At 67.6% G+C, this 22,107-nt stretch carries 20 protein-coding genes and 2 pseudogenes; 12 read left to right on the top strand and 10 right to left on the bottom strand.

Features of this window, described 5'->3' with window-relative positions:
• Positions 1-122 precede the first annotated feature (122 nt).
• The 4 genes and pseudogenes from AC1DS3_RS13310 to tldD all read left to right on the top strand — a co-directional run.
• Positions 123-3,377: pseudogene (locus AC1DS3_RS13310) on the top strand (YhdP family phospholipid transporter); the annotation flags it as partial.
• A complete protein-coding gene (locus AC1DS3_RS13305) occupies positions 3,277-4,263 on the top strand; it encodes a YhdP family phospholipid transporter (RefSeq protein WP_477127338.1) in 987 nt (328 codons plus the stop codon). The pseudogene AC1DS3_RS13310 and the gene AC1DS3_RS13305, both read left to right, overlap by 101 nt.
• Positions 4,264-4,326: 63 nt before the next feature.
• Positions 4,327-5,184 (top strand): carbon-nitrogen hydrolase family protein, encoded by an 858-nt coding sequence (locus tag AC1DS3_RS13300; protein ID WP_441633586.1) that lies wholly within the window; start codon positions 4,327-4,329, stop codon positions 5,182-5,184.
• A 104-nt stretch (positions 5,185-5,288) separates the two neighbouring features.
• Complete coding sequence (tldD, locus tag AC1DS3_RS13295; RefSeq protein ID WP_043344843.1) at positions 5,289-6,749, top strand: metalloprotease TldD; 1,461 nt, start codon at positions 5,289-5,291, stop codon at positions 6,747-6,749.
• Between the two features lie 45 nt (positions 6,750-6,794).
• On the opposite strand, the gene AC1DS3_RS13290 is transcribed toward tldD, so the two are convergent.
• Positions 6,795-7,850 (bottom strand): class I SAM-dependent methyltransferase, encoded by a 1,056-nt coding sequence (locus tag AC1DS3_RS13290; protein ID WP_441633583.1) that lies wholly within the window; start codon positions 7,848-7,850, stop codon positions 6,795-6,797.
• 214 nt (positions 7,851-8,064) lie between these two features.
• Here AC1DS3_RS13290 and AC1DS3_RS13285 point away from each other — a divergent pair, with 214 nt between their 5' ends.
• Both AC1DS3_RS13285 and aroG read left to right on the top strand, forming a co-directional pair.
• Positions 8,065-8,364, top strand: a complete 300-nt coding sequence (locus tag AC1DS3_RS13285) for a helix-turn-helix domain-containing protein (RefSeq protein WP_441633581.1) — start codon at positions 8,065-8,067, stop codon at positions 8,362-8,364.
• 327 nt (positions 8,365-8,691) lie between these two features.
• Entirely contained in the window at positions 8,692-9,771 is a 1,080-nt protein-coding gene (gene aroG, locus AC1DS3_RS13280) for a 3-deoxy-7-phosphoheptulonate synthase AroG (protein ID WP_441633579.1), read from the top strand.
• Between the two features lie 119 nt (positions 9,772-9,890).
• Here aroG and AC1DS3_RS13275 read toward each other — a convergent pair whose 3' ends face one another.
• Both AC1DS3_RS13275 and AC1DS3_RS13270 read right to left on the bottom strand, forming a co-directional pair.
• Positions 9,891-10,289, bottom strand: coding sequence for a c-type cytochrome (locus AC1DS3_RS13275; protein WP_441633577.1), 399 nt, complete (start codon positions 10,287-10,289; stop codon positions 9,891-9,893).
• Between the two features lie 12 nt (positions 10,290-10,301).
• On the bottom strand, positions 10,302-10,649 hold the full coding sequence (locus tag AC1DS3_RS13270) for a c-type cytochrome (RefSeq protein WP_043344837.1): 348 nt from the start codon (positions 10,647-10,649) through the stop codon (positions 10,302-10,304).
• 411 nt (positions 10,650-11,060) lie between these two features.
• On the opposite strand from AC1DS3_RS13270, the gene AC1DS3_RS13265 reads away from it, so the two are divergent.
• The 3 genes from AC1DS3_RS13265 to AC1DS3_RS13255 are packed head-to-tail and all read left to right on the top strand — an operon-like array spanning position 11,061 to position 13,792.
• Positions 11,061-11,939 (top strand): AAA family ATPase, encoded by an 879-nt coding sequence (locus tag AC1DS3_RS13265; protein WP_045238101.1) that lies wholly within the window; start codon positions 11,061-11,063, stop codon positions 11,937-11,939.
• Positions 11,940-11,949: 10 nt separating this feature from the next.
• A complete protein-coding gene (locus AC1DS3_RS13260) occupies positions 11,950-12,564 on the top strand; it encodes a GNAT family N-acetyltransferase (RefSeq protein ID WP_441633575.1) in 615 nt (204 codons plus the stop codon).
• Positions 12,565-12,616: 52 nt separating this feature from the next.
• The gene (locus AC1DS3_RS13255) at positions 12,617-13,792 is read left to right on the top strand and encodes a vWA domain-containing protein (RefSeq protein WP_441633573.1); all 1,176 of its coding nucleotides are present in this window, start codon (positions 12,617-12,619) and stop codon (positions 13,790-13,792) included.
• A gap of 32 nt (positions 13,793-13,824) precedes the next feature.
• On the opposite strand, the gene AC1DS3_RS13250 is transcribed toward AC1DS3_RS13255, so the two are convergent.
• The 7 genes from AC1DS3_RS13250 to gcvA all read right to left on the bottom strand — a co-directional run bounded on the left by AC1DS3_RS13250 (position 13,825) and on the right by gcvA (position 19,527).
• Positions 13,825-14,991, bottom strand: coding sequence for a DUF1501 domain-containing protein (locus AC1DS3_RS13250; protein WP_477127337.1), 1,167 nt, complete (start codon positions 14,989-14,991; stop codon positions 13,825-13,827).
• Positions 14,992-14,996: 5 nt separating this feature from the next.
• Positions 14,997-16,370 carry a DUF1800 domain-containing protein gene (locus tag AC1DS3_RS13245; RefSeq protein WP_477127336.1) on the bottom strand — a complete coding sequence of 458 codons (1,374 nt, stop codon included), beginning with the start codon at positions 16,368-16,370 and terminating at the stop codon, positions 14,997-14,999.
• Between the two features lie 94 nt (positions 16,371-16,464).
• Entirely contained in the window at positions 16,465-16,950 is a 486-nt protein-coding gene (locus AC1DS3_RS13240) for a periplasmic heavy metal sensor (protein WP_477127335.1), read from the bottom strand.
• Complete coding sequence (locus tag AC1DS3_RS13235; RefSeq protein ID WP_441633565.1) at positions 16,947-17,345, bottom strand: hypothetical protein; 399 nt, start codon at positions 17,343-17,345, stop codon at positions 16,947-16,949. The genes AC1DS3_RS13240 and AC1DS3_RS13235 overlap by 4 nt, the downstream gene beginning before the upstream one ends.
• Positions 17,342-17,911, bottom strand: a complete 570-nt coding sequence (locus tag AC1DS3_RS13230; RefSeq protein ID WP_441633563.1) for an RNA polymerase sigma factor — start codon at positions 17,909-17,911, stop codon at positions 17,342-17,344. The genes AC1DS3_RS13235 and AC1DS3_RS13230 overlap by 4 nt, the downstream gene beginning before the upstream one ends.
• 255 nt (positions 17,912-18,166) lie before the next feature.
• Positions 18,167-18,484: a YXWGXW repeat-containing protein gene (locus tag AC1DS3_RS13225; protein ID WP_441633561.1), complete on the bottom strand. Its 318-nt coding sequence runs from the start codon at positions 18,482-18,484 to the stop codon at positions 18,167-18,169.
• A 140-nt stretch (positions 18,485-18,624) separates the two neighbouring features.
• Positions 18,625-19,527: a transcriptional regulator GcvA gene (gene gcvA / locus AC1DS3_RS13220; RefSeq protein WP_477127334.1), complete on the bottom strand. Its 903-nt coding sequence runs from the start codon at positions 19,525-19,527 to the stop codon at positions 18,625-18,627.
• 169 nt (positions 19,528-19,696) lie between these two features.
• Here gcvA and AC1DS3_RS13215 point away from each other — a divergent pair, with 169 nt between their 5' ends.
• From AC1DS3_RS13215 to AC1DS3_RS13205, 3 genes and pseudogenes are all read left to right on the top strand, one after another.
• Positions 19,697-20,683, top strand: a complete 987-nt coding sequence (locus AC1DS3_RS13215) for a tripartite tricarboxylate transporter substrate binding protein BugE (protein WP_477127333.1) — start codon at positions 19,697-19,699, stop codon at positions 20,681-20,683.
• A 12-nt stretch (positions 20,684-20,695) separates the two neighbouring features.
• On the top strand, positions 20,696-21,568 hold the full coding sequence (locus AC1DS3_RS13210; protein ID WP_477127332.1) for an N-formylglutamate amidohydrolase: 873 nt from the start codon (positions 20,696-20,698) through the stop codon (positions 21,566-21,568).
• 313 nt (positions 21,569-21,881) lie between these two features.
• Positions 21,882-22,107 (top strand): annotated as a pseudogene (locus AC1DS3_RS13205) (BspC domain-containing protein); the annotation flags it as partial.

Genomic DNA, 22,107 nt, shown 5'->3' with positions numbered 1-22,107 from the left:
CAGTGGAAGTCATTCCTGTTACTTGGTAGCGCGTGAGCCGGCCCCGGGGCCGGCGCGCGCGTTATGCACGGCCGGTCAGGCACCGAATTGGAGAGCGCCTAGTATTGTCGGATAATCTGCGCATGTCCAGCCGCGCCACCCCACCTGCCGATCCMTCCGCCGCCACCGCCGGCGGCACGCCGGCACTCGAAGGGGCCGCCGGTGCAGGCTCCCCCCCATCGCAGCAAGGCAACCTGCGCGCGCTTGCGTTTGCGCGTGCTTGCGGCCGCGCCCTGCTCGCAGGCTTGCGCCATCCCGTCTGGCGCGGCCTGGGACGCGTGCTGGTGCGCCTGGCCCTGGCGCTGGTGCTGCTGGCGCTGCTCGCCGGGCTGCTGATCCGCTTCGTGCTCTGGCCGCAGGCCTCGGCCGCCCGCACCTGGCTCGAGCAGCGCGGCTCGGTGGCGCTCGCGGCCCATTTGAGCATCGGCCAGCTGGATACCTACTGGGATGGCTGGCACCCCGCTTTCCATGCCCGCGACGTCAAGGCCGTCGATGCCGAGCAGCGCGTGCTGCTGGCGGCGGGCGAGCTTGACGGCAAGCTGTCATGGCGCTCGCTGTTCAGCATGGACGTGCTGTTCCAGCGGATCTCCGCCAGCCGGACCGACCTGCTGATCCGCCGCTCCGCCGACGGCAAGCTCAAGGTAGCCGGCATGGCCGTGGACACCACCGGCGCCCAGCCGCAGGACAACCGGCTGTTCGACTGGCTGCTGGCCCAGGGCAAAGTCGAGCTCACCGACGGCAAGCTGCGCTGGCTCGACGACAAGAACAAGCTGCCGCAACTGGATGTGGGCGACATTCAGCTCAGCGTGCAGCGCCACGGCTCGCGCCACACGTTCAAGCTCGAAGCGCAGTCGGCCACGCTTGCGCCACGCCCGCTCGTGGTGCAGGCGGACTTCCGCCATGAATACCTGCATCGCACCGGCGACTGGCACAACTGGTACGGGCAGGCCAGCTGGGACCTTGGCCGGCTGGAACTGCCGGTGCTGCAACGCTATCTCGCGGTCTTCGACCGGGTCACGCGCGGCACCTTCAGCACCGACGGCACCATCGAATTTCGCGGTGGCCAGATCACCCGCAGCCAGGCCCGGCTGCGCGCCAGCAGCGTGGACCTGAAGCTCTCCGGCGCGCCCGAGGCGCTCAAGCTCGCCAGTGCCCAGGCCTTTGTCCTGCACCGCGCCGGGCGCGACCGCGACAACATCCTCACTATCGACACCCTGCTGTGGCAGCCAGAGCCCGCGGAAGGGCCGGCCGTGCCGCCGGCACAGCAAGCGCAGGCGGCCTCCGCAGCCGCGGCCTCCCCCGGCGGCGCCAGCGGGGCTGCCGGTCTGGCCAGCGGCGAAGGCGCCTGGCGCGAAGGCATGCGCAAGGTAGTGGTCGGCTGGGCCACCGACAACAAGGGCGCCTTGCGCAAGTTCACGCTCAAGGCACCCACCTTCGACCTGAACACCGTGCGCGCGCTGGCCACCTCGCTGCCGCTCGACACCGCTTTGTCGCGCCAGCTGCGCGCGCTCCAGCCCTCCGGCCATGTCGACAACCTGGACGTGAACTGGACCCGGGATCGCCAGGGCATGCTGAGCCGCCGCGATGGCCAGCGCCACTTCAACGTGCAGGGCACGCTGCGCAGCGTCTCGGTGCTTGGCCAGCCCGCCAACCCGCCCGTCGGCGCGAATGGCAAGCCCCATCTGGGCGTGCCGGGCTTTTCGCGGATCTCCGSCAGCTTCAGTTTCGACGAACGCCAGGGCAGCGCCCGTTTTGAAGGCAACAACGCCGCGCTGATGCTGCCGGGCATGTTCGAGGATCCGCGCCTGTCGTTCGACCAGATCAATGGCGAGGTGCGCTGGACCAACGACAACGGCAAGCTGGCGGTGCGCACCGACGGCGTGCAATTCGCCAACGCGGATACCGCCGGCAGCGTACGGGGCACATGGCACGCCGGTGGCGACGGGCACGGCGGCATTGCCGACCTGACCGGCGAACTGACCCGCGCCCAGGTCAGCCGCGTGCCGCGCTACCTGCCCATGGGCATACCCGCCTCCACGCGCCAGTACCTGGCTGGCGCCCTGGTCGGCGGCGAAGCCAGCGACATCAAGTTCCTGGTCAAGGGCGACCTGGAGCACTTCCCCTTCCACAGCCCGTTCGAGGGCGCCGGCGACTTCCGGGTCGAGGTGCCAATCCGGCATGTCAGCTACCAGATCGCGCCCCATGTGAGCGCGCCGGCGGGCAGCGCCGCCAGCGCCAGCAATGGCGGCAAGGCCTGGCCTAACTTCACCGACATCAGCGGCCACTTGCTGTTCGAGCGCGGCGGCCTGTCGTTCGTCGCGCAGCGCGCCAGCGTGCAAGGCGCCACCGGCGTCACGCTGCAGGACGTCAATGGCCGCATCGCCGACCTCGGCGAGCATGGCCGCCTGGTGCTGGACGGCAGCGCCAGCGGGTCGATGGCAGGCTTCCTGCGCTTCGTCGCCGCCAGCCCGGTGCGCGACTGGACCGGCCAGGTGCTGACGGATATGCGCGCCCAGGGCAACGGCGAGCTTCGGCTCAAGCTTGACCTGCCCCTCACCGAGGCGCAGGCAACCAAGGTCGACGGCCAGTTCCGGCTGCCCGGCAACGAGGTGGTGCTGATACCGCAATTGCCAGTGCTGGCCGGCACCACGGGCGTCGTCGCCTTCAACGAGCACGGCTTCCAGCTCAACGACCTGCGCGCCCGCTTCCTGGGCGGCGAGATCCGCGCCGGCGGGGGCAGCCAGCCCGACGGCACGATCCGGGTCAATGCCGGTGGCAACCTTACCTCGCAGGGCATCCGCGAGGCGTTTGGCGCCTCGCCCGCGGCCGGGCTGGTACAGAAACTGGAAGGCAGCACCGCCTACAGCGCTGTGATCAGCGTGCGCGATCACCAGCCCGTGATCACGGTCGCGTCGGAGCTGGCCGGGCTGGCGCTGAACCTGCCCGCGCCGATGGCCAAGAGCGCGGCGCAGGCCGTGCCATCGCACTTTGAGCTGCGCCCGGCCGCCGCCCGCGCCGGCAGCGAGGAAATGCTGGTGCAGTATGGCAACGTGCTCAATGCGCGCTACCTGCTGCGCCGCAATGGCGACGCCGTGGAAGTGCAGGCTGGCGGGATCGGCATCGAGCAGCCCGCGCCGCAGCCCGCCAGCGGCGTCACCGCGGCGCTTACGGCCAGCCGCTTCGACCTGGACGCGTGGCGCACGCTGCTGGCGGAAGCCGGCAAGGCCAGTGCAGGCAATGCCGCGCCGGTGTCCGCCTACCTGCCCGAGCGCATTTCCGCGCGCACGCGCACGCTGCACGCTTTTGGCCGCGAGCTCGACGATGTCGTGCTCGAGGCCACCCGCGAAAGCGCTGGCTGGGACATGCAGATCGAGTCCCGCCAAGTGGCGGGGACCATGGGTCAAGGCGCGCGCCAGCGAAGACGGCGGCGAGCCCGTGTGGACGCTGGACCGTCTGGTCATCGAGCAGCCGGGCGCGACATTCACCGGCAGCGGCAGCTGGCGCTTGCCGCGCCGGATGCGCGAAGGCGCTGCCGCCGAGCGCCGCACGCTGCTCGACTTCAAGCTCGACGTGCGCAATGGCGGCCAGGTGCTCGAACGCATGGGCCTGCCCCATATGCTGGCTGATGGCCACGGCACCTTCGAAGGCCGGATCGCATGGCGCGGCTCGCCGCTGTCGATCGACTACCCCACCTTGTCGGGCCGGATGAAGCTGCAGCTGGAGAACGGCCAGATCCTCAGCGTGGACCCGGGCGCGGCCAAGCTGCTGGGCGTGCTTAGCCTRCAAGGCCTGATGCGGCTGGCCACCTTCGACTTCCGCGGCGTGGCGGGCCAGGGCATGGTGTTCGACGAGATCACCAGCACCGGCACGATCGAGAATGGCGTGGCCAGCACCAAGGACTTCGCGCTCAAGGGCGGGCAGCTGCGCGCCTCGATGACCGGCAGCGCGAACATCCCGCGCGAAACGCAGGACCTGGACGTGACGGTAGTGCCGCGCATCAACGCCACCTCYGCCTCGGTGGCTGCGGCGTTCATCAATCCCGCGCTCGGCATCGGCACACTGGCGGCCCAGTTGCTGTTCGCCGACGAATTCTCCAAGGCCTTCAGCCGCCGCTTCCGTATCAGCGGTGGCTGGGCGAACCCGCAGATCACCAAAGTGGGGGAGAATAAATCCGACTCGCCGCCCGTGCAGGGTTTGTTCAATCATGTCTACCCGGCGCCATAACCGCGACTGGCCCTGCCGTCCGAGCCCCGCCGCGCAGCCGCCGCAAGCCAAGGAAACCGCTTCATGACCGCAAACGCCTCCGCATCAGCACCCAGCGCGGCCCCCGGCGCGACCCCTTTTCGCGTCGCGGCCATCCAGACCATCAGCGGGGTTTCGCCCGAGGCCAACCTGGCCCGCGCCGACGCGCTGATCGCGCAGGCCGCCAAGGGCGGCGCCGAGCTGGTGCTGCTGCCGGAGTACTTCTGCATGATGGGCCTGCGCGAAGGCGACAAGGTGGCGATCCGCGAGCGCGACGGCGACGGGCCGATCCAGTCATTCCTGGCCGATGCCGCGCGCCGCCACCGGATCTGGCTGGTCGGCGGCACCCTGCCCTTGTGGTGCGAGGACGAGGCCCGCGTCTACAACACGTCGCTCGTCTACGACCCGCGCGGCGAACGCGTGGCGCGCTACGACAAGATCCACCTGTTCGGCTTCACGCGCGGCACTGAAAGCTACGACGAATCGCGTACCATCCTGGCCGGCCAGACCCCGGTCAGCTTCGAGGCGCCCTGTGGACGGGTCGCCATGTCGGTCTGCTATGACCTGCGCTTCCCGGAGCTCTACCGCCAGCTCGCCGAGAGCGGCGGCACCAGCTTGATTTTGATGCCGGCCGCCTTCACCTACACCACCGGCCAGGCGCACTGGGAGATCCTGCTGCGCGCCCGCGCTATCGAAAACCAGTGCTATGTGCTGGCTGCCGCACAGGGCGGGAAGCATGAGAACGGACGGCGCACCTGGGGCCACTCGATGCTGATCGATCCCTGGGGCGAGGTGATGGGGGTGCTGCCGGAAGGCGAAGGCGTGGTGAGCGGGCTGATCGACCCCGCGCGCCTGGACGAGGTGCGGCAGAACCTGCCTGCGCTGCGCCATCGGGTGCTGTAGCATGTACAAGCAATGACCTGGCCGATTCCCCGGAATCGCCAGCATCCCAGATTTTTATGCGGCGGCGCCATTTCGCCACCGCGGCACGACGATAAAGGACAACCATGAACGCCGGCGACCTCGGAATCCGCAACCTCGCCACCGCCCAGCAACTGCTGCTGGCGCCCTACGGCCTGGACGAAACCAACCTGCAGCGCGTGCTGGCGGACATCTTCACGCATAAGGTCGACTACGCCGACCTCTACTTCCAGTACACCCGCAACGAGGCGTGGAGCCTGGAAGAAGGTATCGTCAAGTCGGGCAGCTTCAGCATCGACCAGGGCGTTGGCGTGCGTGCCGTGTCCGGCGACAAGACCGCCTTTGCCTACTCCGACGACATCAGCCTGGACGCCTTGCTCAAGGCCGGCGCCGCGACCCGCACCATCGGCCGCGCCGGCAGCGGCCGCGTCAAGGTGGCGAGCAAGATGGCCTCCCAGGGCGGGCGCAACCTGTACTCGCCCAATGACCCGCTGGACTCGATGGACGCCGCCGAAAAGGTGGCGCTGCTCGAGCGCGTGGAACGCATGGCCCGCGCCAAGGACCCGCGCGTGGTGCAGGTGATGGCAGGCCTGGCCGGTGAGTACGACGTGGTACTGGTGGCGCGCAGCGACGGCGTGATCGCCGCCGACGTGCGCCCGCTGGTGCGGGTCTCGGTCACGGTGATCGCCGAGCAGAACGGGCGCCGCGAGATCGGCTCCTCCGGCGGCGGCGGGCGCTATGCCTACGGCTATTTCACCGATGAGCTGCTGCGCCAGTACGTGGACGAGGCCGTGGCCTCGGCGCTCGTCAACCTCGAGGCGCGTCCGGCTCCGGCCGGTGCCATGACCGTCGTGCTCGGCCCGGGCTGGCCCGGCGTGCTGCTGCACGAGGCCATCGGCCACGGCCTGGAAGGCGACTTYAACCGCAAGGGTTCGTCGGCCTTCGCCGGCCGCATGGGCGAGCGCGTGGCGGCCAAGGGCGTGACCGTGGTGGACGACGGCACGCTGGCCAACCGCCGCGGCTCGCTCAACCTCGACGACGAGGGCAACCCGACTCAGTGCACCACACTGATCGAGGACGGTATCCTCAAGGGCTATATCCAGGACACGCTCAACGCGCGCCTGATGAAGATGCCGGTGACCGGCAACGCGCGCCGCGAGAGCTACGCCGCGCTGCCGATGCCGCGCATGACCAACACCTATATGCTCAACGGCAACCGCGACCCGCAGGAGATCATCGCCAGCGTCAAGCGCGGCCTCTACGCGGTCAACTTCGGCGGCGGCCAGGTCGATATCACCAACGGCAAGTTCGTCTTCTCCGCCAGCGAGGCCTACCTGATCGAGGACGGCAAGATCACCGCCCCGGTCAAGGGCGCCACCCTGGTCGGCAATGGCCCGGAATCGCTCAAGGACGTCACCATGATCGGCAACGACATGCGCCTGGACTCGGGCGTGGGCGTGTGCGGCAAGGAAGGCCAGAGCGTGCCGGTGGGCGTGGGCCAGCCGACCCTGCGCATCGAGAACATGACGGTGGGCGGCACGGCCTGATTGCCGTCCCGCAGGTCCCGCACGTCGGGCGCGGCGCCTTGCCGTTCAGGGCCGCGCCTCGTAGATCAGGTTGAACGGCGTTTGCGCCGCCCGGCGAAAACGCGAAAAACCGCCCTGCTGCACCACCGACCGCATGCGTGCCTCGCCCGACTGGGCCCCCAGGCACAGGCCCACCTCCTGCGAGCGAGACGCTGGCGTGCAGATGAAGGTCGAGGCCGAGTAAAAGACCCGCCCGATCGGGTTCAGGTTGTCTTCGAGCCGGTCGTTGGCGAAAGGCTCGACGATCATCCAGGTGCCATCCGGGCGCAAGGTCTCGCGCACATGCGCGGCGGCGCCGACCGGATCGCCCATATCGTGCAGGCAGTCGAACACGGCCACCAGGTCGTAATCCTTGCCGCCATATTCCTTGGCTTTTGCCACCTGGAAATGCACGCGGTCCTGCACGCCGGCGCGCGCCGCCGCTTCGGTGGCGAAGCGGATCGACGGCTCGTGGTAGTCAAAGCCGTAGAACTCCGATGCCGGATACGCCTGCGCCATGATGATGGTAGAGGCGCCATGCCCGCAGCCCACGTCGGCCACGCGAGCGCCGGCCCGCAGCTTGGCCTGCACATCCTCCAGCGCGGGAATCCATTCCGCTGTCAGGTGCGCCGCATAGCCCGGGCGGAAAAACCGCTCGGTGCCGTGAAACAGTGACGGATCGTGTTCATGCCAGCCCAGCCCGCGCCCATTGCGAAAGGCGTCCACGATCTTGGGAATCGCCTTGAACTGCGCGACGGCGATCTGGAAGGCGCCGGGAATAAAGGCAGGGCTGCCCTCCTGGGCCAGCGCGAAGGCCTGCTCCTCGGTCAGGCTGAACAGATCGGTGGCCGGATCGTACGCGACATAGCCGCTGGCCGCCTGCGCGGACAGCCACTCGAGCAGGTAGCGCTCATCGGTATGGGTTTTCTCGGCCAGCACCTGCGCTGTCATCGGTTTCTCGGCCAAGGCTTTGTAAAGGCCCAGCGTATCGCCGACCACGATGGTGGCAGCATGCATCACCGCGCCCAGATCCTGGACGAACTGCCCCATGAAGGCGTTTAGCCTCCCCTCATCGATCGCCATGATGCTTCCCTCCCCCTCGCCTCAGCCCCGCGTGCCTGAGCTGCCCGGCACGCCGCGTTCGCCTGTTTTCCCCCGGGCAAACCCGTGCAGGTGCCGCCGCCGCACTGCGGTGCGCGCTGGCGACGCCTATACTGGCCTCATTCATGTTGGTTCACGCACGGGATGGCGCCAATACGCAGCATTGCGTAGCTGCGCGCCACCCAAGGCCGCCGCAATGCTCACATCCAGCCGCTGCCAGGATGGCCAGGCGCTCTCCATGCTCGCCAGGCTGACCGCGCGCGAGCAGCAGGTGCTGCGCTGGCTGGCGCACGGCAAGACCGACCGCGAAATCGCGGGCATGCTCGGTATCAGCGCCCGCACGGTGCAAAAGCACCTGCAGCATGTGTACGTGAAGCTAGGCGTGGAAAACCGCACCGCCGCCGTGATGCGCGGGCTGGAACTGGATCCGGGCCCCGCCATGGAACGGCCGGAAATTGTGGCCGGGCCGATGCCGGACGCTTGCCAAGCCCCTTAAAACGCGCTATAAAGATGCTTCGTTACTCGATGGTCAACGGCCTCAGCCGGCAGAATTGGCAAGGCCAGCGCAATTTTCTGCCATCTCGTGACGCGTTGCCGCAAATAACCGACGCCATTTGAGCCGCATCCCATCCATGTCCGCTAAGTTTTATTTTTACTTTTTTAGCGATCTCGCACCGCTGGCGGATGGAGAGGGACGATCGTAAGTGCCTCCAGAATTCAAAAAAAAGCCGCCAGCGAACCTGGCGGCTTTTTTTATACCGGCCCGCACCCAGCTCTAGCCCAGACACCCCAAACACACGACCCTACAAAATCCGGAGCCATCATGCTGAAGAACACCGACGACCTGCGCATTCGCGAACTCAAGGAATTGTTGCCCCCGGCGCACCTGATCCGCGAGTTCGGCTGCTCCGAAAAGGCGTCCGACGTGATCTACGGCGCGCGCCAGTCCATGCACCGGATCCTGCACGGCATGGATGACCGCCTGATCGTGATCATCGGCCCCTGCTCCATCCACGACACCCGCGCCGCGCTCGAGTACGCCAAGCTGCTCAAGGTCCAGCGCGACCGTTTCGCCGGGGAGCTGGAGGTCGTGATGCGGGTGTATTTCGAAAAGCCGCGCACCACCGTGGGCTGGAAGGGGCTGATCAACGACCCGCACATGGACGGCAGCTTCAAGATCAACGACGGCTTGCGCACCGCGCGCGAGCTGCTGCTGAACATCAGCGAACTGGGCGTGCCGACCGGTACCGAATACCTCGACATGATCAGCCCGCAATACATCGCCGACCTGGTCAGCTGGGGTGCCATCGGCGCGCGCACCACGGAAAGCCAGGTGCACCGGGAGCTCGCCTCCGGACTATCGTGCCCGGTCGGATTCAARAACGGCACCGATGGCAACGTCAAGATCGCCGTCGATGCGATCAAGGCCGCCTCGCAGCCGCACCATTTCCTGTCGGTGACCAAGGGCGGGCACTCCGCCATCGTGTCGACCTCGGGCAATGAGGATTGCCACATCATCCTGCGCGGTGGCAAGACGCCAAACTACGATGCCGCCAGCGTGCAGGAAGCCTGCGAAGCGATTTCCAAGGCCGGCCTGGCCGCGCGCCTGATGATCGATGCTTCGCACGCCAACAGCAGCAAGAAGCACGAGAACCAGATCCCGGTCTGCGAGGACATCGGCCGCCAACTGGCTGCGGGCGACGAGCGCATCGTCGGCGTGATGGTGGAATCCCACCTGGTGGGCGGCCGCCAGGACCACGTCCAGGGCACGCCGGTGGAAGACCTCACCTATGGCCAGTCGGTCACCGACGCCTGCATCGGCTGGGACGATTCGGTAAAGGTGCTCGAAACCCTGGCCAGCGCCGTCAAGGCACGCCGCCTGGCCAAGGGCACCGGCAACTGAGCCACCCGACGCGGCCCGGGGCTTGCCCACCGGGCCGCGCGGACAAAGAAAAAGCCGCTGGGATCAGCGGCTTTTTCTTGTTCCGGACCCGCGCGCGGCGTGGGCCGGCGCCAGCTGGCTTACTTCTTCAGGACCAGGCCGCCCGGCAGCGATTCGATGTAGGCGGCGATATCCTTCAGCTCATCCCGGGTGAAGGGACGCGGCTTGCCATCCTTGCCCGTCACGCCAGGGTTGGCGTTGACCTGGCCGGCCATGATGGCGTTGGAGCGGCCCACCTGCGGGTTGGTGGTGATCTGGTAGGCAGCCAGCGCGTGGTACAGGTAGTCGGCATGCTGGCCGGCCAGCTTCGGGTAATCCGGGGTGATCGGGGCATTCAGGCCGGCGCCGTGGCAGGCCGCGCAGTTGCCCTTCTCCACCAGCGCCTTGCCGCGCGCGAGGTCGGCAGCCGAGGCAGTGATGGCCGAGGCGCCCAGCACGAGTGCGCCGATCGCGAGCGAAAGCGTCTTAAGCGTATTCATGGATGGGTCCTCTTACTTCTGGGTGTTGTTTTGCGTGCTGGAAGACTGCTGCGCGTAGTAGGCAGCCACGTCGGCGATGTCCTGGTCGGTCAGGGTCGCGGCAATGCCACGCATGGTCGGGTGCTTGCGGTCGCCCTTCTGGTATTCCTTGAGCGCATTTTCGATGTACTTGGCGTTCTGGCCGCCGAGCAGGGGCACCTGGTACACCTCGGGGAAGGAGGCGCGATAGCCGGGAATCCCATGGCAACCAATACACATCGCGACCTTGTTTTTGGCGGCGTCCACATTGCCCTTGACTTCCTGGGCTTGCGCAGCCGTTGCGGCCGCGCCCAGCACCACCATCGTGAGGAGCTTTTTCATTGTCGTAGCTGATTGGAAGTGTTAAACCCTGCGTGACCTGCCCAACCGGTCGGAAATGGCTTCAGAATGCGTCCGGCCGGACCGTATCTGCCCGCGGGTAGATGCGGTGCTGCCAGCGTAGGCCGGATACCCGCAGCGCCGTCGTTAGCGCTGCCGGTGCATCTCGGCGTTGTCTCCGCCTCATTCTGTAACCATCTCTTGTCATCGCCGCCTCCCGGCAAGGACCGCGGGAGTGACAAGGCGGACAAAGCGAGGGGGGTGGAGTCTTGGACGTGGGGGGCGCGTCAAACCGCCGCATTGTACAGCACGCTGCACGCGGCAGTCCAGCATGGCACGGCGAGCCACACGCGAACCGGAAAGCTCTTTTATACTGGCCAATTCCGACACGCATAAACCCCTTCAGGTTGCCCCATGTCCAACACCACCAACGCCAGCCAGAACCAGCAAAGCCGTTTCGAAGGCACGCAGCAATACGTCGCCACCGATGACCTCAAGCTGGCCGTGAATGCCGCCCGCGCCCTGCAGCGCCCGCTCCTGATCAAGGGCGAGCCCGGCACCGGCAAGACCATGCTGGCCGAGGAGGTGGCCGCGGCGCTCGGCATGCCCCTGCTGCAGTGGCACATCAAGTCCACCACCAAGGCGCAGCAGGGCCTGTATGAATACGACGCGGTGTCGCGCCTGCGCGATTCGCAGCTCGGCGACGACCGCGTCCACGACATCCGCAACTACATCATCAAGGGCGTGCTTTGGCAGGCCTTCGAGGCCGACCAGCAAGTGGTGTTGCTGATCGACGAGATCGACAAGGCCGACATCGAATTCCCGAACGACCTGCTGCGCGAAATCGACCGCATGGAGTTCTATGTGTATGAGACGCGCGAGCTGGTCAAGGCGCGCCACCGCCCCCTGGTGATCATCACCTCGAACAACGAGAAGGAGCTGCCCGACGCCTTCCTGCGCCGCTGCTTCTTCCACTACATCAAGTTCCCCGACGCGGAGACCATGCAGCGCATCGTCGACGTGCACTATCCCGGCATCAAGCGCGAGCTGGTGGCCGCGGCACTCGAATCGTTCTACGAGATGCGCAACCTGCCGGGCCTGAAGAAGAAGCCCTCCACGTCGGAACTGATCGACTGGCTCAAGCTGCTGATGGCCGAGGACATCCCGCCCGAGGCGCTCAAGAGCCCGGACAAGAAGGCCGCGATCCCGCCGCTGCACGGCGCGCTGCTGAAGAACGAGCAGGACGTGCACCTGTTCGAGCGCCTGGTCTTCATGAACCGCGCCAACCGCTGAGCGCCGCGCCATGGCACGCTTTATCGAACCCGTCACCCTGCGCGGCCAGCACGCCCTGCTGGAGCCGCTGCGCCCCGAGCACGAGGCCGAGGTACAGGCCGCCGTCGCCGACGGTGAGCTGTGGAAGCTCTGGTACACCTCGGTGCCGGCGCCGGACCAGGTGCGCGCGTGGACCGACACCGCGCTGCAGATGCGCGAGCAGCAGGGCGCGATGCCGTTCGTGATCCGCGAGGTCCGCGATGGCGTGCCGGGCACGGTGGTGGGCGCGACGCGCTACTTCAATGTCGACGGCGCCAACCGGCGCCTGGAGATTGGCCATACCTGGCATGCGCAGCGCGTGCAGCGCAGCGCCGTGAACACGGAATGCAAGCTGATGCTGCTCACGCACGCGTTCGAGCAGCTGGCATGCATCGCCGTGGAATTCCGCACGCACTGGATGAACCACCAGAGCCGCACCGCGATCGCCCGGCTCGGCGCCAAGCAGGACGGCGTGCTGCGCAACCACCAGCGCATGCCAGACGGTTCGCTGCGCGATACCGTGGTGTTCTCCATCATCGCCAGCGAATGGCCGACGGTGAAGCGCCACCTGCAATACCGCCTGGACCTGCCGGGGCGCGCCTCGTGAACCCGCACGCAAACCGCCGCACCCGCTCCGGGAAACTCTAAGCGAGCCCACCATGCTGATCGATTTTTTCTTCTCGCTGCGCCACGCCAAGCTGCCGGTCTCGGTCAAGGAATACCTGACCATGCTGGAAGCGCTCAAGGCCGAGGTCATCACGCCATCGATCGACGAGTTCTACTACTTGTCGCGCATGACGCTGGTCAAGGACGAGAAGCACTTCGACAAGTTCGACCAGACCTTCGCCGCCTACTTCAAGGGCATCGAGAGCCTGGTCGACTGGAAATCCGACATCCCCCTGGACTGGCTGCAAAAGACGCTGGAGCGCGAACTCTCGGCCGAGGAAAAAGCCAAGATCGAAGCCATGGGTGGACTCGACAAGCTGATGGAGCGGCTCAAGCAGCTGCTCGACGAGCAAAAGGAAAAACACGAGGGCGGCAACAAGTGGATCGGCACCGGCGGCACCTCGCCGTTCGGGCACGGCGGCTATAACCCGGAAGGCATCCGCATCGGCGGCCCGTCCAAGGGCAACCGCACCGCCGTCAAGGTGTGGGAAACCCGCGCCTACAAGGACTACGACGACCAGGTCGAGCTCGGCACGCGCAATATCAAGGTGGCGCTGCGCCGCCTGCGCCGTTTCGCGCGCGAAGGCGCGGAGACCGAGCTGGACCTGGACGACACCATCCACTCCACCGCCGCCAATGCCGGCCTGCTCGACATCAAGCTGCGCCCGGAGCGCCACAACAAGGTCAAGGTGCTGATGTTGATGGACGTCGGCGGCTCCATGGACGACCACATCAAGCGCGTGGAGGAATTGTTCTCGGCCACCAAGACCGAGTTCAAGCACCTGGAGTACTACTACTTCCACAACTGCGTGTACGACTACGTGTGGAAGAACAATCGCCGCCGCCATGCGGAGAAGATCGCCACGTGGGACCTGATCCACAAGTACACGCCGGACTACAAAGTGATCTTTGTCGGCGATGCCACCATGAGCCCGTACGAGATCCTGCAACCCGGCGGCTCGGTGGAGTACAACAACCCCGAAGCCGGGGCGGTATGGCTCAACCGCCTGATCGAGCAGTTCCCGCGCTTCGTCTGGCTCAACCCCGAGCCTGAAGGGCTATGGCAATACCGGCAGTCGGTGACGGTGATCAACCAGATCATGAAGTCGCGCATGTATCCGGTCACGCTCGGCGGACTGGAGCAGGCGATGCGCCTGCTCTCCAAGTAACGCCACCGGGTCTGGACTGCTGCCGCTGTGTTTCAGGCGCGCAGCAGTCCGCCCAGCATTCCCCCCTGCTCGCCCCCGTCCCTCCGCCCTTCCCCGCGCCCGAACAGCGTGCGCGCCACGCGCTCGCCATCCAGCCCGAAGCTCTGTGCCGCTGCTGCGGCGATCAACCCATCCAGTTCCGTGGTCGGCGCCAGGTCGCGTCCCTGGTAAAGCGAGCCCTGCGCCAGCCCCGGCCAGTCTGCCAGCACGCGCCCGCCTTTGACCCCGCCGCCCAGCAGCATCGCCGCCGCGCCGGTGCCGTGATCGGTACCACCGGTGCCATTGGCCGCGGCAGTGCGCCCGAACTCCGTGGCCACCAGCACGGTGGTGCGCGCCCATGACGGGCCCAGCCCGTCGCGCAGTGCGGCCAGCATGGTGTCCAGGGCCTTGAGGCGGCCCGCCAGGCGTGGCGCTTGTGCGCTGTGCGTATCCCAACCGCCGGTCTCGATCATGGCAATGCGCGGCCCGTCCGCGCGCGCCAGGAAGCCGGCGGCGAGACGGCCTAGGCTGGCCGGGTCCTGGCGCGCACCGGCGTCGCCTGCAAGCCCGCGTGCCTGCATGGCCGCGTTCCAGAGCGGATGCAATTGCGGATCCATCTCGTAGAGCTGCCCGACGCGCGCGAGCAGGTCATCAGGCGCTGACGGCAGTGCCGATGGCGCATAGGAGCCGACCTCCACCGGCCCGCGCAGCGCCGCCGGCACCGTGGGCGCGAAGGCGATGGCATTCTCGGGCCGCTTGGGCAGCAGGCTCACCAGCCGGTTCATCCAGCCATCCTTCACCTGGTAAGGCGMGGCGCCGCCGGTCTCAAGCACGTTCTGGCCGTCGAAGTGCGAACGCTCGCGATATGGCGATGCCACCGCCTGCACGAACAACGCCTGCCCGGCAGCGTACATCCGTGCCGTCTCCGTCAGCGCGGGATGCAGGGCGAAAGTGCCATCGAGCCTGGTGGCTTGCGCCACGTCGATGGCCAGCGCGCCACGCAGGCGGGCGTAACCGGGATCGGCGTAGGGAATGACCGTGTTCAGGCCATCGGCGGCGCCGCGCTGGATGACGAAGACGAAGCGGCGATCGGAATCGACGCTGGCGAGCGTGAGGCGCGGCAACGCAAGCATGGCGGCGGCACCGCCCGTCACGCGGAGGAAATCTCGGCGGGAAAACATGGCAATCACCTCCGTTGAAAATCGGGCGACACCAGCAGCAAGGCCAGTGCGGTCTGCGCGCTTTCGGCGCGCGCGATGGCGGCAGCGGTTGGTGCCGACAACGTGCCCGCAAGCAGCTTGGGGCCGAGCTCGCGCGCGTCGATCCGGTCGCCGACGCGCGCCGCCAGCCGTTGCGCCAGTTCGACCCGGCGCACCAGCGCATCGGGCGCGGCCCAGCTTGCGGCGATGTCGTCGTAGCCCGCTGGCGAGCCCGGGCGCCAGACCGGCTGCCCGAGCTGGGTCAGCATGGGCGCGAAGTGCTGCGCGCCCGCCTCGCGCAAACCCAACCCGCGCAGGGAGGAAAGGGTCCACTCCCACGGCGTCTTGAATTTTGCCGGCTCGCTGGCCCACGCCTCGGGTGACTGCACCAGCGCGCGGTACATGTCGGGCAACGCACCGCCACTACGCAGGTACGCCTGCGACAAGCGCGCCACCAGCGCGGGCGGCGGCGCATCGGCAACGAAGTGGCGCACCAKCTTGGTGGCCAGGTGATTGGCCGTGGCCTCGCTCTGCGCAAGGTCGTGCAGCACGGCCAGCGCCTGCGCCTCGCCCTGCTGCGGGTAGCTGCGCCCGAGGATAGTGCGGGTGCCAGGCTCATGCACGCGCGCGCGGAACTGGAAGCGCCCGGGCTCGCCGTCTTCGCGCGCGCCCAGGCCAGCGATGCTCCAGCCGGTCAGCGCACGGGCGAACTCGGTCACGTCGGCCTGCTGGTAGCCGCTGCGCACGCCGAGCGTATGCAGCTCCATGATTTCGCGCGCGAGGTTTTCGTTCAATCCGAGCTGGCGCTCGGGAGCGCGCCGCGCGGCCACGCTGTCGGGGCCGATCGAGCGGACCTGGTCCAGAAAGACCTGCATGGCGGGATGGCGCTCCACCGCGACCAGCATGTCCTCGAAGCGYCCRAGCACRTGSGGRCGGATCGCCTCGGCCTCGAAKGCGCCGGCCAGCGYGGCGACSGCCGGCTTCTCSACCGASACCGCGAAGTGRTTRGACCAGAAATGCACCAGCCGCTCGACGAACGGCGCTTGCGTGACCAGCGCACTGGTCACGCGCGCGTCGACGGCATCGCGATAGGCCTCGCGCGTCTCGCGCTGCAATTGCTGGCGCGCCGCGGTCTTCGCATCGGCCTGCGCCTGGCGCACCTCGCGCTGCTGGGCGCCGAACTCGCCGGCCAGCGCGGCCGTGTCCGGCTGCGCGCTCCAGGCCGCGGGCCTGGCCTCGTAGCGCTCGAACTGGGCCAGCAGCCAGCCACGCGGATCGGCCGGCAGCGGCTCGTCCGGGCGCGCGCCCAGCCCGAACCGGTTGACCGCGACAGCCGCGGCCGTCATGGCGGTGTTTGTCATGCGTCGCTCCCCTGGGAAGTACCTGTTGGCTTTGTCGCTATCGCTATCGCTATCGCTATCGTTGTGGTTGTGGTTGTGGTTGTCGATTGCTGCATCATGGCGCCGCCTTCGCAGGCCGCGCCTGGCCGGTGCGCAGCGGGCCGCGCTGGACCAGTGCGTCGGCCAGGATCTGCCTCTGCTCGGGCGACAGCGTGGCGGCGAAATCCACCACGCTGCCTTCCAGCCGGGCACGCACCGCGGCATCGGCCTCGCGCGTGCGGGCCAATGCCGCCGCCAGCGCGTCGCGTTCGAACTGCGGCTGCCGCAGCAATTGCTCGACCTGGTGGCGTCCGTCGCGCGCGGCGTCCACGTCCGACGCCGCGGCACGTCGCGCCGCGCGCAAGCCTTGCAGGAATTGCCTGCGCTGCTCGGCCTCCAGCCCGTCGGCGGCAAAACGCAGGCCGCGCGGCTGCGCGKCCGCCTGGCGCTCCACGGTGTACCAGCGATAGCCGCCACCGCCAATCGCGCCCAGCAGGAACACGTTGACCAGCACGGAGACCGCCAGCGCTACCTTGAGCCGCTTCAGCGTACGCTCGTTCATTCCTCGCTCCCGTTATGCGCCATGCCACCGAAGCCGGTCGGGGCGTAGGGCAGATCGATAGCGGCCGGCGCCGGTACCGTGGCCAGCACGGCCGAGACCAGCAGCGCGCCCGCCAAGGTGCCGGCCAGGCCGACGCCGGCCAGGCCCAGCCCGGACCACCACCACGGCGCACGCGGCGCGCTCGCGCTCGCCGCAATGCGGCGCTGTAACGCCGCATCGGGGGCCGCCACCTGATGCGCGGCCAGCAAGCGGTCGAGCGCGGCGGCTTCGGCCAGCGCGCCAAGATGCCCGGGCGCGGCAGCCATGGCCTGGCCCGCGGCTCGCTCCCCTTCGGGCCAGCGTGCGGGGTCGGCACCATAGCTCTCGGTCAGTGCGCGAAATCTCTCAGGTGTCATCGCAAATCCTCATGATGGCCGTCTTGCATGAGCAAATCGCGCAGGTTGCGGCGCGCGCGCGCAAGCAAGCTCTCCAGCGCCTCGACGCTGATGCCCATCAGCGCGGCGGCCTCGCCATTAGGCAACTCCTGGTAATACTGCAGCACCAGTGCCTCGCGCTGGCGCGCTGGCAGCTTCGCCAGCGCCGCGCCTACGCGCACGCCCTGCGCCGCCGCATCCAGCGCTTCCTCGGGCCCGGCCCCGGGCGCCGCCTGCTCGGGCACCGGCTCCATGGCCTGCTCGCGCGCGCCGCGCAAGCGGTCGTAGCAAAGGTTCAGCGCCACACGATGCAGCCAGGTGTCAAAGCGCGCCCGGCCGGGTTGCCAGCGCGCGGCCTGCTTCCACAACCGCACGAAGACTTCCTGCGCCACGTCTTCCGCTTCGCCGCGGTCGCCCAGCATGCGCGTGGCCAGCGCTAGCACGCGCGGCAGCTTGCGCGAGACCATTTCGCGCACCGCGGCTGCATCCTGCCTGCCGACCCGCGCCAGCAGCGCATCGTCCGGATCTGTGTCGCTTGTGTCGCTCAATGGGTGTGGTTCCGCGTTGCCGGTTCGTCCTTCTCGCAAGCCGCGCGCCCCCGGGCGGGTGCGGCTTGCCTCGTCAGTAAACAAAAACCGGCGCGCGATAGTGGTAGTAGGCAGGCCGGGCCGGCACGATCACACAGCCAGACAACGTGACGGCGACAAGCGCCGCGATCAGAAGGCTTTTCATCGGTTACCCCTTGCTGTGGTTACTGCCATCGCACTTGAAGCATGTCATGCCGCTCACGGCGGTCGTGCCGGTCACGGCGCCCAATGCCCTTCGACCCAGCGCCATTGCGGGCCACGCGCCAGCCAGTGCCCCGGCACCCAGCGGTAGCCCGCCCTGGCCGGGCGCCAGTGGCCGCCCACCCAGACGTAGGCGCCATTGCGCCATTGCCAGTGGCCCGGATCCCAGACATAGCCGCCGCGCGCGGGCGGCAGGACCTCCCGGCGCATCGGCGGGGGCGCCGTGGGTGCGATCACGATGGTTTGTGCGAATGCCGGCGCCAGCGCGAACGCCGCCGTCACGGCGACGCCCAGGCGGGCAAGGCTAGCTGAGAGGGGCACTGATCTGCGCATGAGAACCTCCAGTCCACAATCCACAGCCCGGCGCGGCTTGCACGCAGGCTTGTCATGTCTGTCATGTCTCTTAAACGCAGGCGGGCGGAAAAAACCGTCGCGGAAAAACGTAAGTTTTGATTACAGCGGCGGCGCGCGGCTCACGCCACCACGTCGACGCCTTCCATCACCCACTGGCGAAAGGTCTGCAGCGCCGGCAGATGCTGTTTCTGCTCGGGATAGCAAAGGTAGTAGCCCTTCTTRCTCAGCACCCGCGCCGGATGCGCCACCACCAGCACGCCGGTGGCGAGCTCCTCCTCGATCAGGCAGCGCGGGATCAGCGCGATGCCGAGCCCCGACATCGCCGCCTGCGTCAGCAGCGAGAACTGGTCGAAGCGCGCGCCGCTCCACGCCTTGCGGGTTGCCACGCCAAGCTCGGCGAACMAGTCGGGCCAGGCTTCGGGCACGGTGGTGTGATGCAGCAGGGGAAAACGCAGCAGCGCCGAGGGCACGCGCGCCATGCCTTCCGGCTCGCCGGCCAGCAGGGCCGGGCGGCACACGGGCAGCACTTCGCGGCCAGTCATGTAGTCGGCAAGGCTGCCAGGCCACATGCCGTCGCCGAAGCGGATGGCGGCATCGAGATCGGGCTGGGAAAAATCGTAGCCCTGCGCGTGCGGCACGAATTCAAGGCTGACATCGGGATGCTTCTCGAAGAACTGCGGCAAGCGCGGAATCAACCACTTGGCGCCCAGCGTGGGCATGCTGGCGATATGCAGGGTGCCGCCGCGGCCCTGCTTGGCGATCAGTTCCACCGTKGCAGCCTCGATCTCGGTCAGGCTCGGGCGGATGCGGTCCAGGTAGCGCTGGCCGGCATCGGTCAGCATCAGGCGCTGGCGCACGCGCTCGAACAGTTCCACGCCGAGGAAGGCCTCCAGGCTGCGCACCTGCTTGCTCACGGCGCCCTGGGTGACGTGGAGCTCCCGCGCTGCGGTGGTGAAGCTGTTGTAGCGTGCGGCAGCTTCGAAGGCCTGCAATTCAGTCAGCGACGGACATAAGCGTCGCATAGATAACCCCTTACTTCACTACCAAACGGAATGATCGCACGATTTTATTTCGTTTGCGGTGTGCCTGCACGAACAAGCAGAATCGGGGAAGCCGTTCTTTTCCCCGCTTTCACTGCTTTAGTTGCTTTCCTTCTCTCCTCCTCTCCTCCCTCCATTCAGGAACCGAACCATGCAACGCCGTAACATGCTCCGCCTCCTTGCCGCCGCCACTGGCGCCGCCGCCGCCGGCCTGTCGCTGTCGGCCGCTGCCCAGGGCACGTACCCGACCAAGCCGATCTCGCTGGTTGTGCCGTTCCCGGCAGGTGGCACCACCGACATCGTGGCGCGCATCGTGGCTGACAAGCTCGGCCAGCAACTGGGCCAGACCGTGGTGGTGGACAACCGCGGCGGCGCCGGCGGCAGCATCGGTACCGGTTACCTGGCCAAGGCCGCGCCGGACGGCTACACCCTGGGCATCGCCACCGCTTCCACGCACGGCATCAACCCGGCCGTGTACCCGCGCCTGTCGTACGACGCCACCAAGGACTTCACCACCATCACCAACCTGGCTTCGGTGCCTAACGTGATGAGCATCAACCCGGCGGTGAAGGCCAACGACATGAAGGMCTTCATCGCGCTGGCCAAGGCCCAGCCGAACAAGATGGCCTACGGCTCGGCCGGCAACGGCAGCGTCTCGCACATGATGGGCGAGCTGTTCAAGATGAGCAGCAAGACCGAGCTGCTGCACGTGCCGTACAAGGGCGTGGGACCGGCGCTCAACGACGCGCTGGCCAACCAGGTGCAGGTGCTGTTCGACAACCTGCCGTCCTCGCTGCCGTTCATCGAAGGCGGCAAGCTGCGCGCCCTGGCCGTGGCCTCGCCCAAGCGCGTGCCGGCCCTGCCCAACGTGCCGACGTTTGCCGAACTCGGCCTGCCTGAAGTCAACGACGCCGCCTGGTTTGGCCTGATCGCACCGGCCAACCTGCCCGCCGACGTGCAAGCCAAGCTGCACGACGCCACCGTCAAGGTACTGGCGCTGCCGGAAGTAAAGGCTAAGCTGGAAAAGCTGGGCGCGGTGCCGGTTGGCAACACGCCGGCGCAATTCGCCGCGCAGATCAAGTCCGAAGTGGCGAAGAACAAGCGCATCGCCGCCGCAGCCAAGATCACCCTGGATTAAACGACGCACATCATGACGGAAGCAGACCGAAAGACCGGGCTCAGCCCTTACCTCCTGCAACTGCCGCAAGGCGAGAGCAGCCCGCTCTTTCTCGATTCGCCGCATAGCGCTACCAGCTACCCGGCCGATTTCCGGCCGGCGGCCGGCTTGCCCCTGCCGCTGCTGCGCCAGGCCGAAGACACCTTCGTCGACGAGCTGTACGCCGACGCTCCCGCACGCGGCATTGCGCTGCTGTGCGCGGGCTTCCCGCGCAGCTACCTCGATGCCAACCGCGGCATCGAGGAAATCGACGAAGCCGTGCTCGACGCACCCTGGCCCGGCCCGCGCCAGGAAACCTCCAAGACCCGTCTTGGCAAGGGCCTGGTGTGGCGTGTGCTGGATACCGGCGAGGCCATCTACGACCGCAAGCTGAGCGTGTCCGAGGTGCAGGCGCGCATTACGCAGTACTACCTGCCCTACTACGCGCAACTGCAAAAGCTGGCCGACCAGGCCATCGCCACGCACGGCAGCGCCTGGCACATCAACTGCCACTCGATGCCCAGCCAGGCGGCGCAGTACGCCACCGAGCATCCCGGGCTGCAGCATCCGGACTTCGTGGTGGGCGACCGCGACGGCAMCACCTGCGATACGCGCTTCACGGACCGCGTGGAAGGCGTGCTCAAGGACATGGGCTACGACGTCTGGCGCAACCACCCCTACAAGGGCGTGGAAATCGTGCGCGTGGTGGGCCAGCCGGCACAAAAGCGCCACAGCCTGCAGCTTGAGATCAACCGCAAGCTGTACATGGACGAAGTCGGCCTGGTGCACAACGCGGGCTTCGGCAAGCTGAAGACAGACCTCAACGCGCTGCTGGATGACCTCAAGGCCTTCGTCAAGACGATCTGAGCGGATTCAGCGTTTTCGCCTTTGAGGGCGCTGAACACCAGGAGGCCCGCCGCGCATTGCGTGGCGGGCCTCACTGGCACCCGCGCCGGCCTCGCTCGTGTCTCACGCGTGTATCACCCCTCGCGCCGCCATCCCCGGGCGGTCCGTGCGGCCGGGCAAAACGCTGCCCTGTGCTGCACTCTGCTGCACATCCCGCATGCATTCACTTCGGGTAGAACCCTTAAGTCGGGAGATTTCGGAACTTTGCCGCATGGGTTTCCTCTATCATGGCAGACCTTTGCCAACCCCTTACGCTCCAAAGCAAGACGATCCCGTGATCCGACGAATCTCTGACCTCCTCAGCAGCCGGCTGTGTGCGTTCGCTGCTGCAGTGGCAGGTGCGATCGCCCTGGTGGGCTGCGCCGATACCCCGCTCAATGATCGCGACGCCGTGGTGCACCCCGGCATCGCCACCCCGGCAGCCGCTGCCAACTCCACATCCACCCGCGCCGCGCAGACCCCGCCCGCCACCCCCGCACCGCCCACCAAGACCGTGACCC

The organism is Cupriavidus sp. 01L46 (genome assembly GCF_056399905.1).
The sequence above is the reverse complement of the archived record's forward strand: the minus strand, read 5'-3'. Positions and strand labels throughout refer to the sequence as shown.

Coding starts and splice junctions, on each gene's coding strand:
- AC1DS3_RS13285 (WP_441633581.1), top strand. CDS start 8,065: ATGCTCACATCCAGCCGCTGCCAGGATGGCCAGGCGCTCTCCATGCTC.
- AC1DS3_RS13270 (WP_043344837.1), bottom strand. CDS start 10,649: ATGAAAAAGCTCCTCACGATGGTGGTGCTGGGCGCGGCCGCAACGGCT.
- AC1DS3_RS13225 (WP_441633561.1), bottom strand. CDS start 18,484: ATGCGCAGATCAGTGCCCCTCTCAGCTAGCCTTGCCCGCCTGGGCGTC.
- AC1DS3_RS13265 (WP_045238101.1), top strand. CDS start 11,061: ATGTCCAACACCACCAACGCCAGCCAGAACCAGCAAAGCCGTTTCGAA.
- AC1DS3_RS13300 (WP_441633586.1), top strand. CDS start 4,327: ATGACCGCAAACGCCTCCGCATCAGCACCCAGCGCGGCCCCCGGCGCG.
- AC1DS3_RS13275 (WP_441633577.1), bottom strand. CDS start 10,289: ATGAATACGCTTAAGACGCTTTCGCTCGCGATCGGCGCACTCGTGCTG.
- AC1DS3_RS13255 (WP_441633573.1), top strand. CDS start 12,617: ATGCTGATCGATTTTTTCTTCTCGCTGCGCCACGCCAAGCTGCCGGTC.
- AC1DS3_RS13260 (WP_441633575.1), top strand. CDS start 11,950: ATGGCACGCTTTATCGAACCCGTCACCCTGCGCGGCCAGCACGCCCTG.
- AC1DS3_RS13235 (WP_441633565.1), bottom strand. CDS start 17,345: ATGACACCTGAGAGATTTCGCGCACTGACCGAGAGCTATGGTGCCGAC.
- AC1DS3_RS13290 (WP_441633583.1), bottom strand. CDS start 7,850: ATGGCGATCGATGAGGGGAGGCTAAACGCCTTCATGGGGCAGTTCGTC.